Source organism: Citrobacter cronae (genome assembly GCF_016893685.1).
Classification (GTDB): Bacteria; Pseudomonadota; Gammaproteobacteria; order Enterobacterales; family Enterobacteriaceae; genus Citrobacter; species Citrobacter werkmanii.
Map to the genome: position 1 here is coordinate 364,368 of NZ_CP069763.1, position 14,172 is coordinate 378,539.

The 14,172-nt window shown below is 52.5% G+C and carries 15 protein-coding genes and 1 tRNA gene; 11 read left to right on the forward strand and 5 right to left on the reverse strand.

The window, feature by feature from the left end; genetic code table 11:
• Position 1: 1 nt before the first annotated feature.
• From JSN25_RS01605 to hemW, 5 genes are read left to right on the forward strand one after another with little or no spacing between them, the layout of a single operon-like run.
• Positions 2 to 706 (forward strand): YggS family pyridoxal phosphate-dependent enzyme, encoded by a 705-nt coding sequence (locus tag JSN25_RS01605; RefSeq protein WP_087856786.1) that lies wholly within the window; start codon positions 2 to 4, stop codon positions 704 to 706.
• 18 nt (positions 707 to 724) lie between these two features.
• A complete protein-coding gene (locus JSN25_RS01610; protein ID WP_121529528.1) occupies positions 725 to 1,291 on the forward strand; it encodes a YggT family protein in 567 nt (188 codons plus the stop codon).
• Positions 1,288 to 1,578: a DUF167 family protein YggU gene (gene yggU, locus JSN25_RS01615; protein WP_003027101.1), complete on the forward strand. Its 291-nt coding sequence runs from the start codon at positions 1,288 to 1,290 to the stop codon at positions 1,576 to 1,578. The genes JSN25_RS01610 and yggU overlap by 4 nt, the downstream gene beginning before the upstream one ends.
• 7 nt (positions 1,579 to 1,585) lie before the next feature.
• The gene (locus JSN25_RS01620; protein ID WP_038633614.1) at positions 1,586 to 2,179 is read left to right on the forward strand and encodes an XTP/dITP diphosphatase; all 594 of its coding nucleotides are present in this window, start codon (positions 1,586 to 1,588) and stop codon (positions 2,177 to 2,179) included.
• The gene (gene hemW, locus JSN25_RS01625) at positions 2,172 to 3,308 is read left to right on the forward strand and encodes a radical SAM family heme chaperone HemW (RefSeq protein ID WP_087856788.1); all 1,137 of its coding nucleotides are present in this window, start codon (positions 2,172 to 2,174) and stop codon (positions 3,306 to 3,308) included. Before JSN25_RS01620 ends, hemW begins: the two co-directional genes overlap by 8 nt.
• A gap of 116 nt (positions 3,309 to 3,424) precedes the next feature.
• On the opposite strand, the gene ansB is transcribed toward hemW, so the two are convergent.
• From ansB to trmB, 4 genes are all read right to left on the reverse strand, one after another.
• Complete coding sequence (ansB, locus tag JSN25_RS01630) at positions 3,425 to 4,471, reverse strand: L-asparaginase 2 (RefSeq protein ID WP_038633619.1); 1,047 nt, start codon at positions 4,469 to 4,471, stop codon at positions 3,425 to 3,427.
• A 188-nt stretch (positions 4,472 to 4,659) separates the two neighbouring features.
• Positions 4,660 to 5,379, reverse strand: a complete 720-nt coding sequence (locus JSN25_RS01635; RefSeq protein WP_038633622.1) for a YggN family protein — start codon at positions 5,377 to 5,379, stop codon at positions 4,660 to 4,662.
• Between the two features lie 49 nt (positions 5,380 to 5,428).
• A complete protein-coding gene (locus JSN25_RS01640) occupies positions 5,429 to 5,755 on the reverse strand; it encodes a YggL family protein (protein WP_038633626.1) in 327 nt (108 codons plus the stop codon).
• Positions 5,755 to 6,474, reverse strand: coding sequence for a tRNA (guanosine(46)-N7)-methyltransferase TrmB (gene trmB / locus JSN25_RS01645; RefSeq protein ID WP_038633629.1), 720 nt, complete (start codon positions 6,472 to 6,474; stop codon positions 5,755 to 5,757). Before trmB ends, JSN25_RS01640 begins: the two co-directional genes overlap by 1 nt.
• Before the next feature lie 160 nt (positions 6,475 to 6,634).
• On the opposite strand from trmB, the gene mutY reads away from it, so the two are divergent.
• From mutY to JSN25_RS01665, 4 genes are all read left to right on the forward strand, one after another.
• Positions 6,635 to 7,687: an A/G-specific adenine glycosylase gene (gene mutY, locus JSN25_RS01650; protein WP_085048925.1), complete on the forward strand. Its 1,053-nt coding sequence runs from the start codon at positions 6,635 to 6,637 to the stop codon at positions 7,685 to 7,687.
• A gap of 27 nt (positions 7,688 to 7,714) precedes the next feature.
• A complete protein-coding gene (locus JSN25_RS01655; RefSeq protein ID WP_003027126.1) occupies positions 7,715 to 7,984 on the forward strand; it encodes an oxidative damage protection protein in 270 nt (89 codons plus the stop codon).
• 86 nt (positions 7,985 to 8,070) lie between these two features.
• Entirely contained in the window at positions 8,071 to 9,156 is a 1,086-nt protein-coding gene (gene mltC / locus JSN25_RS01660) for a membrane-bound lytic murein transglycosylase MltC (RefSeq protein ID WP_129694833.1), read from the forward strand.
• A gap of 210 nt (positions 9,157 to 9,366) precedes the next feature.
• Entirely contained in the window at positions 9,367 to 10,623 is a 1,257-nt protein-coding gene (locus tag JSN25_RS01665; protein ID WP_069324795.1) for a nucleoside permease, read from the forward strand.
• A 56-nt stretch (positions 10,624 to 10,679) separates the two neighbouring features.
• Here JSN25_RS01665 and JSN25_RS01670 read toward each other — a convergent pair whose 3' ends face one another.
• A complete protein-coding gene (locus JSN25_RS01670; protein WP_204525405.1) occupies positions 10,680 to 12,815 on the reverse strand; it encodes an ornithine decarboxylase in 2,136 nt (711 codons plus the stop codon).
• 467 nt (positions 12,816 to 13,282) lie between these two features.
• On the opposite strand from JSN25_RS01670, the gene JSN25_RS01675 reads away from it, so the two are divergent.
• Together JSN25_RS01675 and JSN25_RS01680 are read left to right on the forward strand one after the other, a co-directional pair.
• A complete protein-coding gene (locus tag JSN25_RS01675; protein WP_038633642.1) occupies positions 13,283 to 13,990 on the forward strand; it encodes a DUF554 domain-containing protein in 708 nt (235 codons plus the stop codon).
• Positions 13,991 to 14,095: 105 nt separating this feature from the next.
• Positions 14,096 to 14,171 (forward strand) — tRNA-Phe (locus JSN25_RS01680).
• Position 14,172: the final 1 nt, after the last annotated feature.

A 14,172-nucleotide genomic window follows, 5' to 3' on the forward strand; every position in this document is an offset into this window, starting at 1 on the left:
AATGAACGATATCGCGCATAACCTGGCACATGTCCGGGACAAAATCTCAGCCGCCGCGACGCGTTGCGGGCGGTCTTCAGAAGAAGTTACATTGCTTGCAGTCAGTAAAACCAAACCTGCGAGCGCCATCGAAGATGCCATTGCCGCAGGTCAGCGAGCCTTCGGTGAAAATTATGTTCAGGAAGGGGTGGATAAAATTCGCTACTTCCGGGAACAAGGCGTCAACGATCTGCAGTGGCACTTTATCGGCCCACTGCAGTCCAACAAAAGCCGTCTGGTCGCTGAACATTTTGACTGGTGTCATACGATTGATCGCCTACGCATCGCTGCCCGTCTGAGCGAACAGCGCCCGGCGGAACTGCCGCCGCTGAATGTGCTGATACAGATTAATATCAGCGATGAAAACAGTAAGTCGGGTATTCCGCTGGCAGAGCTTGATGCACTGGCCGCTGAAGTCGCCGCATTGCCGCGTATTAACCTGCGTGGTCTGATGGCAATTCCGGCGCCTGAGTCAGATTATGTAAGGCAGTTTGAAGTTGCACAGCAAATGGCTGTAGCATTTACCGGGTTGAAAACACGCTACCCAGGCATCGACACCCTCTCACTGGGGATGTCTGATGATATGGATGCCGCAATTGCGGCGGGTAGCACGATGGTGCGCATTGGCACCGCCATTTTTGGTGCTCGTGATTACACTAAAAAATAAGGAAAACTAAGGAACACCATGAATACGTTGACCTTCCTGCTCTCAACGGTAATTGAGCTGTATACCATGGCGCTGCTGCTACGCGTGTGGATGCAATGGTCTCGCTGCGATTTTTACAACCCGTTCTCGCAGTTTATAGTGAAAATCACTCAGCCTGTTATTGGGCCGTTACGCCGTGTGATTCCCCCGATGGGGCCGATTGACAGCGCCTCGGCATTAGTTGCGTTCGTTCTCAGCTTTATCAAAGCCATCGTGCTGTTTAAGGTGGTCACGTTCCAGCCGATTATCTGGATCGCCGCCGTACTGATTGTCCTCAAGACCATCGGACTGCTGATTTTCTGGGTACTGCTGGTGATGGCGATTATGAGCTGGGTCAGTCAGGGCCGCAGCCCTGTTGAATATGTGTTGATCCAACTGGCGGACCCACTGCTGCGCCCTATCCGTCGTATACTCCCGGGCATGGGCGGCATCGATTTCTCGCCGATGATTCTGGTTCTGCTGCTCTATGTGATTAACATGGGTATCGCGGAAGTGTTACAGGCGACAGGTAATATGCTGCTGCCGGGGCTGTGGATGGCGCTATGAGTGCCGTTACACCCTGCGACGACGGTCTGGTTTTACGGCTCTACATTCAGCCTAAAGCCAGCCGTGACAGTATTGTGGGTTTGCATGGCGACGAAGTAAAAGTCGCCATTACCGCCCCGCCGGTGGATGGGCAAGCGAACAGCCATCTGGTGAAATTTCTCGGCAAACAGTTCCGTGTGGCAAAAAGCCAGGTCGTTATTGAGAAGGGCGAGCTTGGCCGTCACAAACAGGTTAAAATCATTCATCCGCAACAGATCCCGCCCGAAATTGCGGCACTAACTGATTAGGTATCCCATGCAAAAAGTTGTCCTCGCGACCGGCAATGCCGGTAAAGTGCGTGAACTCGCCTCTCTTCTGAGTGATTTCGGACTTGATGTCGTTGCCCAAACGGATCTGGGTGTTGATTCTGCAGAAGAGACCGGGCTGACGTTTATTGAGAATGCCATTCTGAAGGCGCGTCATGCCGCGCAAATTACCGGACTGCCGGCCATTGCTGATGACTCCGGTCTGGCGGTGAACGCCCTGGGCGGCGCGCCGGGCATCTATTCGGCCCGTTATTCCGGCGAAGATGCGACCGACAGGCAGAACCTGGAAAAACTGCTTCACACCCTGCAGGATGTTCCTGATGACAAGCGCCAGGCACAGTTCCACTGCGTACTGGTCTATATGCGCCACGCAGACGATCCAACGCCGGTAGTGTGCCACGGAAGCTGGCCGGGTATTATTACCCGTGAACCTGCCGGAAACGGTGGCTTTGGCTACGACCCGATCTTCTTTGTGCCGACTGAAGGGAAAACGGCGGCTGAACTGACCCGGGAAGAGAAAAGTGCAATTTCTCACCGCGGACAGGCGTTGAAGCTGCTGCTGGATGCCCTGCGTAATGGTTAAACTTCCGCCGCTAAGTCTTTATATTCACATCCCGTGGTGCGTGCAAAAATGTCCGTACTGCGACTTTAACTCGCATGCACTGAAGGGCGACGTTCCTCATGACGACTATGTGCAGCATCTGTTGAGCGATCTGGATACTGAGGTTGCCCACGCCCAGGAACGTGAAGTAAAGACAATTTTTATCGGTGGCGGTACGCCGAGCCTGCTTTCTGGCCCGGCAATGCAAACACTGCTCGACGGCGTGCGCGCACGCCTGAAGCTGGCCGCGGATGCAGAAATCACGATGGAGGCGAATCCCGGTACGGTGGAAGCCGATCGCTTTGTTGATTATCAACGCGCTGGCGTAAACCGAATCTCCATTGGCGTACAGAGCTTTAGCGCCGCCAAACTTGAGCGCCTGGGGCGTATTCACGGACCGGAAGAAGCCAAACGTGCCGCGAATCTGGCGAGCGGTCTGGGGCTACGTAGCTTTAATCTCGATCTGATGCACGGCCTGCCGGATCAGACTCTGGAAGAGGCGTTGGGCGATTTGCAACAGGCCATCGCGCTCAACCCGCCGCATCTCTCCTGGTATCAGCTGACTATCGAACCCAACACGCTATTTGGTTCACGTCCGCCGGTATTACCAGACGATGACGCGCTGTGGGATATTTTTGAGCAAGGCCACCAGTTGCTGACTGCCGCGGGGTATCAACAGTACGAAACCTCAGCCTATGCGAAACCGGGCTATCAGTGTCAGCACAATCTCAATTACTGGCGTTTTGGCGACTATCTTGGCATTGGCTGCGGCGCGCACGGCAAAATCACTTTCCCGGACGGACGCATCCTGCGCACCACCAAAACGCGGCATCCACGCGGATACATGCAAGGACGTTACCTGGAAAGCCAGCGTGATGTTGCCGAAGCCGACAAGCCGTTCGAGTTCTTTATGAACCGTTTCCGGTTACTGGAGGCCGCGCCGCGTGCAGAATTCACGCAATACACCGGGCTTGCCGAAGACGTTATTCGTGGACAGATTGATGCAGCTATCGCCCAGGGTTACCTGAGTGAATGCGATGAATACTGGCAGATTACCCAACACGGTAAGCTGTTTTTGAATTCGCTGCTGGAATTGTTCCTGGCGGAGTAATACGGTAACGATGTAGGCCGGATAAGGCCTTGAGCCGCCATCCGGCAAATTGCCTGATGGCGCTGCGCTTATCAGGCCTACAGGGTTAGGGCGATAAGCGCAGCCACCTGCATCGATTAATACTGATTAAACATTTCCTGGATCTGCTTAGGATCCTTGGTTTGCGTCAGCGCAAGCTGCAGCAGAACACGCGCTTTTTGCGGGTTCAGAGAACCTGAAGCCACAAAGCCGTATTTCGCATCATCAACTTCAGCATCCTGCGTGGTGGAGCCGGTTGGTACACGGGAGGAACGCACCACGACGGTACCTTTATGCGCGGCAGTGGCCAGCGTATCGAATACCGTTTTATACAAGTTGCCGTTACCTACACCCGCACTGACGATACCCGCATAACCCGCGTCGACCAGCGCTTTGGCCGGCAGATCCGAGGCGTTAGCGTAGTTGTAAACAATCCCCACTTTCGGCAGTTCGGTCAGCTTAGACACATCGAACGGAGTAGACGTGGTGTGCTTACGCGCAGGCGTACGCTGGTAGTCAATCTTGCCGTTATGGATGTAGCCCAGCGGGCCATAGTTAACGGATTTGAAGGTGGCTACATCGGTAGTGTTGGTTTTGGTCACGTCGCGACCATCCATCACGGTGTCGTTCATCACCACCAGCACGCCACGGTTGGCAGAGGCTTTGTCTGCAGCCGTCACCACTGCGTTATACAGGTTGAACGGACCATCGGCGCTCATCCCTGTAGACGGACGCATTGCACCCACCAGCACTACCGGCTTGTTGCACTTGACGGTCAGGTCGAGGAAATAGGCGGTTTCTTCCATGGTATCCGTACCATGTGTCACGACAAAACCGTCGGTTTTATCACACTCGGTGTTAATCTTTTTCGCCAGCGTTAACCAGACGTCGTCATTCATATCCTGAGAGCCGATGTTCACCACCTGCTCGCCTTTAACAACCGCGATGTCTTTCAACTGAGGTACGGCTTCAACCAGATTCTCTACGCCTACCTTGCCTGCCGTGTAGTTAGATTTTGTCGCGGAATCACCACCGCCGGCAATGGTCCCGCCGGTTGCTAAAATAGTGATGTTTGGCAGTGCAAGCGCCGCGCCGCTGAAACCCATAACCAGTGCGGCAAGTGCCGTTTTCTTGAAAAACTCCATGTTATTTCTCCAGTTACTTGAATTTGCAGCATTATGTCTATCTTACAGATGAATAATGTGACGGCATCCAATTAACCAGATTTATATCTCCATCAAATTGCCATTCTTAGAGATGGATATCAAAAAAACAGAAAGATACAAAATAAAACGGCACAGAATGTTTCTGTGCCGTTAAAAAGAGGTGAAAATTATTTCAGCGTGCTAACCAGCGTTTTACGATCGTTTTCCAGCGTCACGACGCGGGCGCAAACATCTTTGCCAAACTGCTGGAAGTCTTGTTCCTGATTCTTCCATTCGTTCTGAATTGACGTTTGCAAACCACCGAGGCTCCCGAGCACGCCCTGCAGCGGATTACCGCCGCCTTTGAGCACAGCTTTGGCACCCATCTCGTTGATGCTGTCCTGCAAAATGCCGCCCATCGCCTGATTCACTAATTGCTGCCCGTCGGCGCGGACCTGGTCAATCGCCTTATAGTGGAAGGTCAGCCCATCAGTACGATGTTCGATGATGCGGTTCATCTGCGCTTTCAATTGCGCATCCAGCTTGGTTAAGCGGCCACGCATGTTGCTGCTTTCACCGACCTCTTTGGCGATGATTTTGTCCAGCGCCACGCGACCTTTCTCCACGCGCGCTCTGGCACCTTCGTCAATCCACGGCAGGCTGCTACGCAACGCGGCCTGATAATCTTTAGCCTGCTCACGCTGTGCGGCGTTCAGGTTGTACTGCTTACCGTTAAAGGTGACATCGCCGGCCTGGGTAATAACCAGATCGCCGTTTTCGCCTTTCACCTGCACCGTTTGTGGGTTCAAAATCACATCGTCACGTGGGGTGACGCTGCACTGATAATCGGCATGTGCGGCCATCGCCGTGAACGTTAGGACTGCCGCCAGCAGCGTTTTGCGCATCATATCTTTCCCTCAATACAAATCGGGCCGGCATTTGCCGACCCTGTGCTACTTAGTCCCACCAAATATCGAAAAGTTCGCTGGTGCGCACTTCTTCAAGTTTATGCTCTTCCAGCCACTTACGGACGATTGCCTGATGTTCTTCGGTGCATTTGCCGATTTCCTGCAGACAGATCAGACCTTCCCAGGCCAGATAGCCGCTGCCGTCAAAGGCCAGTTTGTTCGGTTCGATAACCTCATCGATAAAGTCATCAACGATTTTATCGACCTGCTCTCCAGATGTACCTTCCGGGAAACGCCATGCAACCGAAAATCCTATTTCCTGGAATTCGTCGATATGCATTTTTTTACGCAAACGACGGCTACGGTTCTTTGCCATTATTTCACCCTCTCGAACATTAAGTCCCATACGCCGTGGCCAAGACGATGACCACGTTGTTCAAATTTGGTTACCGGGCGCGATTGTGGGCGCGGTACATAATCGTTACTCTCAGACTGGTTTTTATACCCGTCGATAGAGGACATCACTTCCAGCATGTGCTCCGCATACGCTTCCCAGTCGGTTGCCATATGGAACACGCCGCCCAGCTTCAGCTTACTTAAGATATGCTCAGCAAACGGTACCTGAACGATACGGCGTTTATTATGACGTGCTTTATGCCACGGGTCAGGGAAAAACAGCTGAACCATAGATAAAGAATTGTCAGGAATCATTTTATGCAGGACTTCAACGGCATCATGGCACATGACACGCAAGTTCTCGACGCCCTCTTCATGGGCTGAAGCCAGACACGCGCCAACGCCCGGCGAGTGAACCTCGATGCCGAGGAAATTCTGTTCCGGACGCGCTTTCGCCATCGCCACCAGCGAAGCCCCCATCCCAAAACCAATTTCAAGCGTGACTGGCGCATCGCGACCAAACAGCGCAGCGAAATCTACAGGCTCTTCGCTGAACTCAACGCCCATCACCGGCCAGTAGTTTTCCAGCGCGTGTTCCTGCCCTTTCGTCAGTCGCCCCTGGCGACGAACAAAACTACGAATCCGGCGCAGAGGGCGGCCGTTTTCATCAAATTCCGGTGAAATGACGTCGTTCTTCATAAAAGTTTAGTCTGCTGTGTTTGAGTTCTGAAAACGGGCATTATCCAAAGTTAGTTGCCGGATGCAAGTAAAGGAAGAAAGTGAGCAGCGGAAAGTTCCGGTTTACACCCCGTTGCCGCTGTGCTGCAATCTTGCCCCCGGCAATAATGAAACGGTAATCATGCAAGCCTCTCAATTTTCAGCTCAGGTTTTGAGCTGGTACGACAAATACGGGCGCAAGACGCTGCCCTGGCAAATTGACAAGACGCCTTACAAAGTATGGCTCTCTGAGGTGATGCTGCAACAAACTCAGGTTGCCACCGTTATCCCCTATTTTGAGCGCTTTATGGCGCGCTTTCCGACGGTAACGGATTTGGCCCATGCGCCGCTGGATGAAGTTCTGCATTTATGGACCGGGCTGGGCTATTACGCCCGTGCGCGCAATTTACATAAAGCCGCGCAGCAGGTTGTGGCGCTGCATGGCGGTACTTTTCCGCAAACCTTTGATGAAGTCGCCGCCCTGCCAGGCGTTGGACGCTCGACCGCAGGCGCTATCCTTTCACTCTCTCTGGGTCAGCATTTTCCGATTCTTGACGGTAACGTCAAACGCGTGCTGGCTCGCTGTTATGCTGTAAGCGGCTGGCCGGGGAAAAAAGAGGTCGAAAAGAAACTGTGGGAACTGAGCGAGCAGGTTACGCCTGCCCACGGCGTTGAGCGTTTTAACCAGGCGATGATGGATTTAGGCGCTATGGTTTGTACACGTTCAAAGCCTAAATGTTCGCTGTGTCCGCTAGAGAATGGCTGTGTAGCGGCCGCCAATGCAAGCTGGGCGCTGTATCCTGGTAAAAAACCCAAACAGACGTTACCGGAACGTACGGGCTATTTTTTACTGCTGCAGCATGATGACGAGGTGTTGCTATCGCAGCGTCCGCCCAGCGGCTTATGGGGTGGTTTATACTGTTTTCCTCAGTTTGACGACGAAGATGGGCTGCGTAAGTGGCTGGCGCAACGGCAAATTAACACAGATAATCTGATCCAACTTAATGCGTTTCGCCATACCTTTAGCCATTTCCACTTAGATATTGTGCCTATGTGGCTTCCCGTGTCTTCATGCACCTCATGCATGGATGAAGGCAACGCGCTCTGGTATAACTTAGCGCAACCGCCATCTGTTGGGCTGGCGGCTCCCGTGGAGCGTTTGTTACAGCAATTACGTGCCGGTACACAGGTTTAACGTAGCGGTCGAAAGAGAGGATTTTTTATGAGCAGAACGATTTTTTGCACTTTCCTGCAACGCGAAGCAGAAGGTCAGGATTTTCAGCTGTACCCAGGCGATCTGGGAAAACGCATTTATAACGAGATTTCTAAAGAAGCCTGGGCGCAATGGCAGCACAAGCAAACCATGCTGATTAACGAGAAGAAACTCAATATGATGAACGTCGAGCACCGTAAACTGCTGGAGCAGGAGATGATCAACTTCCTGTTTGAGGGTAAGGACGTGCATATTGAAGGCTATACACCAGAGTCATAAGAACCGTTGCCGGATGGCGCTGCGCTTATCCGGCCGACGATTTAATCTGGTCCTTGCATATAACAAACACAACACGCACTCCCGGAATGATGAAAAAATATCTCGCGCTTGCCGTTATTGCGCCGTTGCTCATCTCCTGTTCCAGTTCGACCAAAAAAGGCGATTCCTATAACGAAGCCTGGGTCAAGGATACCAACGGTTTTGATATTCTGATGGGGCAATTTGCCCATAACATTGAGAATCTGTGGGGATTTAAGGAAGTGCTGATTGCGGGTCCGAAGGACTACGTAAAGTATACCGATCAGTACCAAACCCGCAGCCACATCAACTTTGATGACGGTACGATAACCGTCGAGACCATTGCCGGAACAGATCCTGCCGGGCACCTGCGTCGGGCGATTATCAAGACGTTGCTGATGGGCGATGATCCGGGTTCTATCGATCTCTATTCCGATGTCGACGACATTAAGATTTCCAAAGAGCCGTTCCTGTACGGACAGGTGGTCGATAATACCGGCCAGCCAATTCGTTGGGAGGGACGTGCCACCAACTTTGCCAACTACCTGCTGCAAACGCGACTTAAAAGCCGCAGCAATGGCCTGCGTATCATTTATAGCGTAACGATCAATCTGGTACCAAACCACCTTGATAAGCGCGCGCATAAATACATCGGCATGGTGCGTCAGGCATCGCGTAAGTATGGCGTTGACGAGTCGCTGATTCTGGCCATCATGCAAACCGAATCCTCGTTTAACCCGTATGCGGTCAGCCATGCCGATGCGCTGGGACTGATGCAGGTGGTACAACACAGCGCCGGGAAAGATGTTTTCCGCTCGCAAGGGCGCTCAGGCACGCCTAGCCGCAGCTTCCTGTTTGACCCGGCCAGCAACATTGATACCGGCACGGCTTATCTGGCCATGCTCAACAATGTCTATTTGGGCGGCATTGATAATCCAACCTCGCGTCGCTATGCGGTGATCACCGCGTATAACGGCGGTGCCGGCAGCGTGCTGCGCGTGTTCTCGAATGATAAAATTCAGGCCGCGAATATCATTAACAGCATGTCCCCTGGGGACGTTTATCAAATCCTGACCACCCGACACCCATCAGCTGAATCACGCCGATACCTTTACAAGGTCAATTCCGCACAAAAATCATATCGACGCCGCTAATGTATCCCTCTTCTGGCCGCTTAAACGAGGTTCAGAAGAGGGAAAAGTGTTAACTCCATCACCCTTTTGCCTTGCAATTAGAAATTGTTTGCAAATATTTGTCACAGGTAACAAAAAAAGAGTGCTGCTCGTTGATAGAATCACATCATATAGCCACGGCAAATGTGCCTTTTAAAACATTCATCCGCATTACGGTGTGAGGAAATTAACATGAATCTTAAGCTGCAGCTGAAAGTTCTCTCGTTTCTGCAGTTCTGCTTATGGGGTAGTTGGCTGACTACTCTCGGCTCCTATATGTTTGTCACCCTTAAATTCGATGGTGCATCCATTGGCGCAGTGTATAGCTCGCTGGGGATCGCCGCCGTGTTTATGCCGACGCTGTTAGGGATCGTGGCCGACAAATGGGTCAGTGCGAAATGGGTATACACCATTTGTCACCTGGTCGGTGCCGCAACGCTGTTCGCCGCAGCCGAAGTCACCACGCCAGGCGCCATGTTCTTTGTGATTTTGCTTAACTCACTGGCCTATATGCCAACGCTGGGGCTCATCAACACCATCTCCTACTATCGTCTGCAATCAGCCGGGATGGATATCGTTACCGATTTCCCACCAATTCGTATCTGGGGCACCATCGGCTTTATCATGGCGATGTGGGGCGTAAGCTTCTCCGGCTTTGAACTGAGTCATATGCAGCTGTATATCGGTGCGACGTTGTCTGTGGTACTGGCGCTGTTCACTCTGACGCTGCCGCATATTCCGGTCGCCAATCAGCAGAAAAACCAGAGCTGGTCGTCTATGCTGGGTCTGGATGCCTTTGCGCTGTTTAAAAACAAGCGCATGGCGATTTTCTTCATCTTCTCAATGATGCTGGGCGCGGAGCTGCAGATTACCAATATGTTTGGTAATACCTTCCTGCACAGCTTCGACAACAACCCGCTGTTCTCTGGTAGCTTTATCGTTGAACACGCATCGGTGATGATGTCGATTTCACAGATTTCTGAGACCCTGTTTATCCTGACCATCCCATTCTTCTTAAGCCGTTACGGTATTAAGAACGTGATGCTGATCAGTATCGTCGCGTGGATGCTGCGCTTCGGCCTGTTTGCCTACGGCGATCCGACGCCGTTCGGTACCGTACTGCTGGTTCTGTCGATGATTGTTTACGGCTGCGCCTTCGACTTCTTCAACATCTCTGGCTCAGTGTTCGTGGAGAAAGAAGTTCGCCCTGAAATTCGTGCCAGCGCACAGGGTATGTTCCTGATGATGACCAACGGCTTCGGTTGTATTCTGGGCGGTCTGGTGAGCGGCAAAGTGGTTGAACACTATACGCTGAACGGTATTACCGACTGGCAGACCGTGTGGCTAATCTTCGCAGGTTACTCGCTGGTTCTGGCATTTGCCTTCGTTGCGCTGTTTAAATACAAACACGTGCGCGTTCCGGCAGGCACGCAGACCATCGCACACTAATCTTTATAATGAAAGAAGGTCACCATCAGGTGACCTTCTTTTTGGCCAGATGGCGCTTATTTCACAACATATCCATACAGACGCTTAATGCCGTCTGCATCCGTCTCACTGTAAACGCCTTGCAGCTCCGGCGAGAAGCCAGGCAGCAGGTTTACACCCTCTTCCAGCGCCAGGAAGTATTGTTGCACCGCCCCGCCCCAGACTTCGCCAGGCACCACGCACAGCACGCCCGGAGGATAAGGCAGCGCACCTTCCGCCGCAATGCGGCCAGCAGCATCACAAATACGCACCAGTTCAACATCACCACGAATAAAAGCGCTGTTGGCATCCTGCGGATTCATCGCCACGGCAGGCAGACTCTCCTGACGGAACATCGCTTTTTGCAGATCTTTCACATTAAAGCTGACGTACAGTGAGTGCATCTCCTGACACAGTTCACGCAGCGTGTAATCCCGGTAGCGCACCGGATACTTGTTGAAGATGGTGGGCAGCACTTCAGCCAGCGGCGTGTCATTCTCAATGTGCTGTTCAAACTGCGCCAGCATCGCCACCAGTTGCGCCATTTTCTCTACGCTTTCAGCCGGGGTCAGCAGGAACAGAATCGAGTTGAGGTCGCATTTCTCCGGCACAATGCCGTTTTCACGCAGGTAATGCGCCAGAATCGTCGCCGGAATACCAAACTCAGTATATTGCCCGGTTTGCGCATCAATGCCCGGGGTAGTTAACAACAGCTTGCAGGGATCGACAAAATACTGGTCGCGCGCGTAACCGGAAAAACCATGCCACTTCGCGCCAGGCTCAAAGCTAAAGAAGCGACGCTCGCTGGCAATCACCGCCGTCGGATAGGTTTCCCACGGTTTGCCATCAACCACCGGGGGAATAAACGGCTGAATCATCTTACAGCGAGCAATTATCGCTTTACGGGCCTCGATTCCCAGCGCCACGCACTCCGCCCATAGCCGACGACCGCTCTCGCCTTCATGAATTTTGGCGTTAACGTCCAACGCCGCAAACAGCGGATAAAACGGACTGGTGGAAGCATGCAGCATAAACGCGTTGTTCAGCCGCTTATGCGGGCAGAACCGCGCCTGGCCGCGAATGTGGTTATCCTTTTTGTGGATCTGCGAGGTTTGCGAAAACCCAGCCTGTTGTTTGTGTACTGACTGCGTCACAAAGATCCCCGGATCGTTAGCATTAAGCTCCAACAGCAACGGTGAGCTATCGGCCATCATCGGGATAAATTGCTCGTAGCCGACCCATGCGGAATCAAACAGGATGTAATCACACAGGCTACCGATCTTGTCGATCACCTGCCGGGCGTTGTAGATCGTGCCGTCATAAGTGCCGAGTTGAATGATCGCCAGACGGAACGGACGCGGCTGGTCAGCCTTTTGTGGCGCAACTTCACGGATCTGCTGACGCAGGTACTGCTCATCAAAGCAGTGCTCATCAATGCCGCCGATAAAGCCAAACGGATTACGCGCCGCTTCCAGATAAACCGGCGTGGCGCCCGCCTGGATCAGCGCGCCGTGGTGGTTCGACTTATGGTTGTTACGGTCAAAAAGCACCAGATCCCCACGCGTCAGCAGCGCATTGGTTACCACTTTATTGGCCGCAGAGGTTCCGTTCAGCACAAAGTAGGTTTTATCCGCGTGGAAAACTTTCGCGGCAAATTTCTGCGCATGTTTCGCTGACCCTTCATGAATCAGCAGATCGCCAAGCTTAACGTCAGCGTTGCACATGTCCGCACGAAACAGATTCTCACCAAAGAATTCGTAGAAATGCCGCCCCGCAGGATGCTTCTTAAAAAACTCACCGTGTTGGTGTCCCGGGCAGGCAAACGTGCTGTTCCCCATTTCGACATACTGGGTCAGCGTGTCGTAGAACGGCGGCAGTAGATCGTCTTCATACTGACAGGCAGCAGTCTCCAGCTCCAGCCACTCCTGAGCCTGACCACGAATGACCGCATTTACTCCCGCTGGCACCTCCACATCGGATTCCGCGAACAGAAACACGGGTAAATGAAAACCTGTGCGTTTAAGCAAAGCAAGGATCCCGCTGCGGCTGTCCACAACGGTAATGACGACTGCCGCAACGTCAGTAAAATCAGTGCTGTCCAACGATACCACCTGACGATGGCTGGACAGACGAGAGACCAGTTCACTACTGGCGGCAATTTTCATTGATTTCATAAGCGCAATAACCCGTTTCGGGAAAATCAAAAGTCCCGGCAAAGCCGCACTGCTTTGCCCACGAAATGACAGGTCAAACTGGTTACCAGCCCCGACCGCCAGACATCAGTAAAAGCAGATAGCCTCTGATCTTACTGTTATCCTGCAGTGAGCGTGCGCTTACCTCACCGCATGGTGGAAGCGTGAAGATATGTTGCAGGAAGGGGCAAGCGTCGCGCAAAAAGGCGATAGGGAAGGCGATGTAGGGGGAATAATTTCATCCCAGGCAGCCCCATTCAGACAGGAGAAAATTCGCGCAATCATGGCACCTTTCACTGACAGGCGCAAGATAAAATCCGGAGCTAAAACCTCACAGATAAACAAACATTTTGTCTGAAATTAGCGGCATAATAATGCAATCTGAAACATAATTTCACCCAGTCAATTGCCTTCAGGATCAAGACGATAATGGGTATGCAGGAGCAAACGTGGTAATCGGACCCTTTATTAATGGCGGCGCCATTTTATTTGGCGGCGTTTTCGGCGCACTACTTAGCCAGCATTTACCGGAGCGCATTCGGGTCTCGATGACCTCCATATTCGGCCTGTGCTCTTTGGGAATTGGTATCTTGCTGGTTATCAAATGCGCCAACTTGCCGGTAATGGTTCTGGCAACGCTGGTTGGCGCGTTAATTGGCGAATTCTGTCATCTGGAGAAAGGGATTAACGCCGCCGTAGCCAAAGCACAGCAGCTTTTCACCCGTTCGGACGCCAACGCAACGCATGAATCATTTATCCAAAGTTACGTGGCCATCATCGTGCTGTTTTGCGCCAGCGGAACCGGGATCTTCGGGGCGATACATGAAGGCATGACCGGCGATCCAAATATATTAATCGCGAAATCGTTTCTTGATTTCTTCACGGCCATCATTTTTGCCTGTTCGCTGGGGATCGCGGTCTCTGCCATTTGTGTGCCGATGCTGGCAATCCAGTTGACGCTGGCCGCCTGCGCGGCGCTGATTTTACCCCTGACCACGCCTGCGATGATGGCTGATTTCAGCGCTGTAGGCGGACTATTGCTGCTGGCAACCGGTTTACGTATTTGCGGCATCAAAATGTTTGCCGTTGTAAATATGCTTCCGGCCCTGCTGCTGGCAATGCCGCTTTCCGCCGCGTGGACGGCATTTTTTGCCTGAGAATGCGTGCAATAGCAGCAATGTGGTGATAGATTGTGCAGTCTGCATTGATTTGAAGAAATTTCGTTGACGAAGCGAAGCGAATCGGGTTTAATGCGCCTCGTTGCCCGGATAGCTCAGTCGGTAGAGCAGGGGATTGAAAATCCCCGTGTCCTTGGTTCGATTCCGAGTCCGGGCACCAA

Coding starts and splice junctions, on each gene's coding strand:
- JSN25_RS01605 (WP_087856786.1), top strand. CDS start 2: ATGAACGATATCGCGCATAACCTGGCACATGTCCGGGACAAAATCTCA.
- JSN25_RS01610 (WP_121529528.1), top strand. CDS start 725: ATGAATACGTTGACCTTCCTGCTCTCAACGGTAATTGAGCTGTATACC.
- yggU (WP_003027101.1), top strand. CDS start 1,288: ATGAGTGCCGTTACACCCTGCGACGACGGTCTGGTTTTACGGCTCTAC.
- JSN25_RS01620 (WP_038633614.1), top strand. CDS start 1,586: ATGCAAAAAGTTGTCCTCGCGACCGGCAATGCCGGTAAAGTGCGTGAA.
- hemW (WP_087856788.1), top strand. CDS start 2,172: ATGGTTAAACTTCCGCCGCTAAGTCTTTATATTCACATCCCGTGGTGC.
- ansB (WP_038633619.1), bottom strand. CDS start 4,471: ATGGAGTTTTTCAAGAAAACGGCACTTGCCGCACTGGTTATGGGTTTC.
- JSN25_RS01635 (WP_038633622.1), bottom strand. CDS start 5,379: ATGATGCGCAAAACGCTGCTGGCGGCAGTCCTAACGTTCACGGCGATG.
- JSN25_RS01640 (WP_038633626.1), bottom strand. CDS start 5,755: ATGGCAAAGAACCGTAGCCGTCGTTTGCGTAAAAAAATGCATATCGAC.
- trmB (WP_038633629.1), bottom strand. CDS start 6,474: ATGAAGAACGACGTCATTTCACCGGAATTTGATGAAAACGGCCGCCCT.
- mutY (WP_085048925.1), top strand. CDS start 6,635: ATGCAAGCCTCTCAATTTTCAGCTCAGGTTTTGAGCTGGTACGACAAA.
- JSN25_RS01655 (WP_003027126.1), top strand. CDS start 7,715: ATGAGCAGAACGATTTTTTGCACTTTCCTGCAACGCGAAGCAGAAGGT.
- mltC (WP_129694833.1), top strand. CDS start 8,071: ATGATGAAAAAATATCTCGCGCTTGCCGTTATTGCGCCGTTGCTCATC.
- JSN25_RS01665 (WP_069324795.1), top strand. CDS start 9,367: ATGAATCTTAAGCTGCAGCTGAAAGTTCTCTCGTTTCTGCAGTTCTGC.
- JSN25_RS01670 (WP_204525405.1), bottom strand. CDS start 12,815: ATGAAATCAATGAAAATTGCCGCCAGTAGTGAACTGGTCTCTCGTCTG.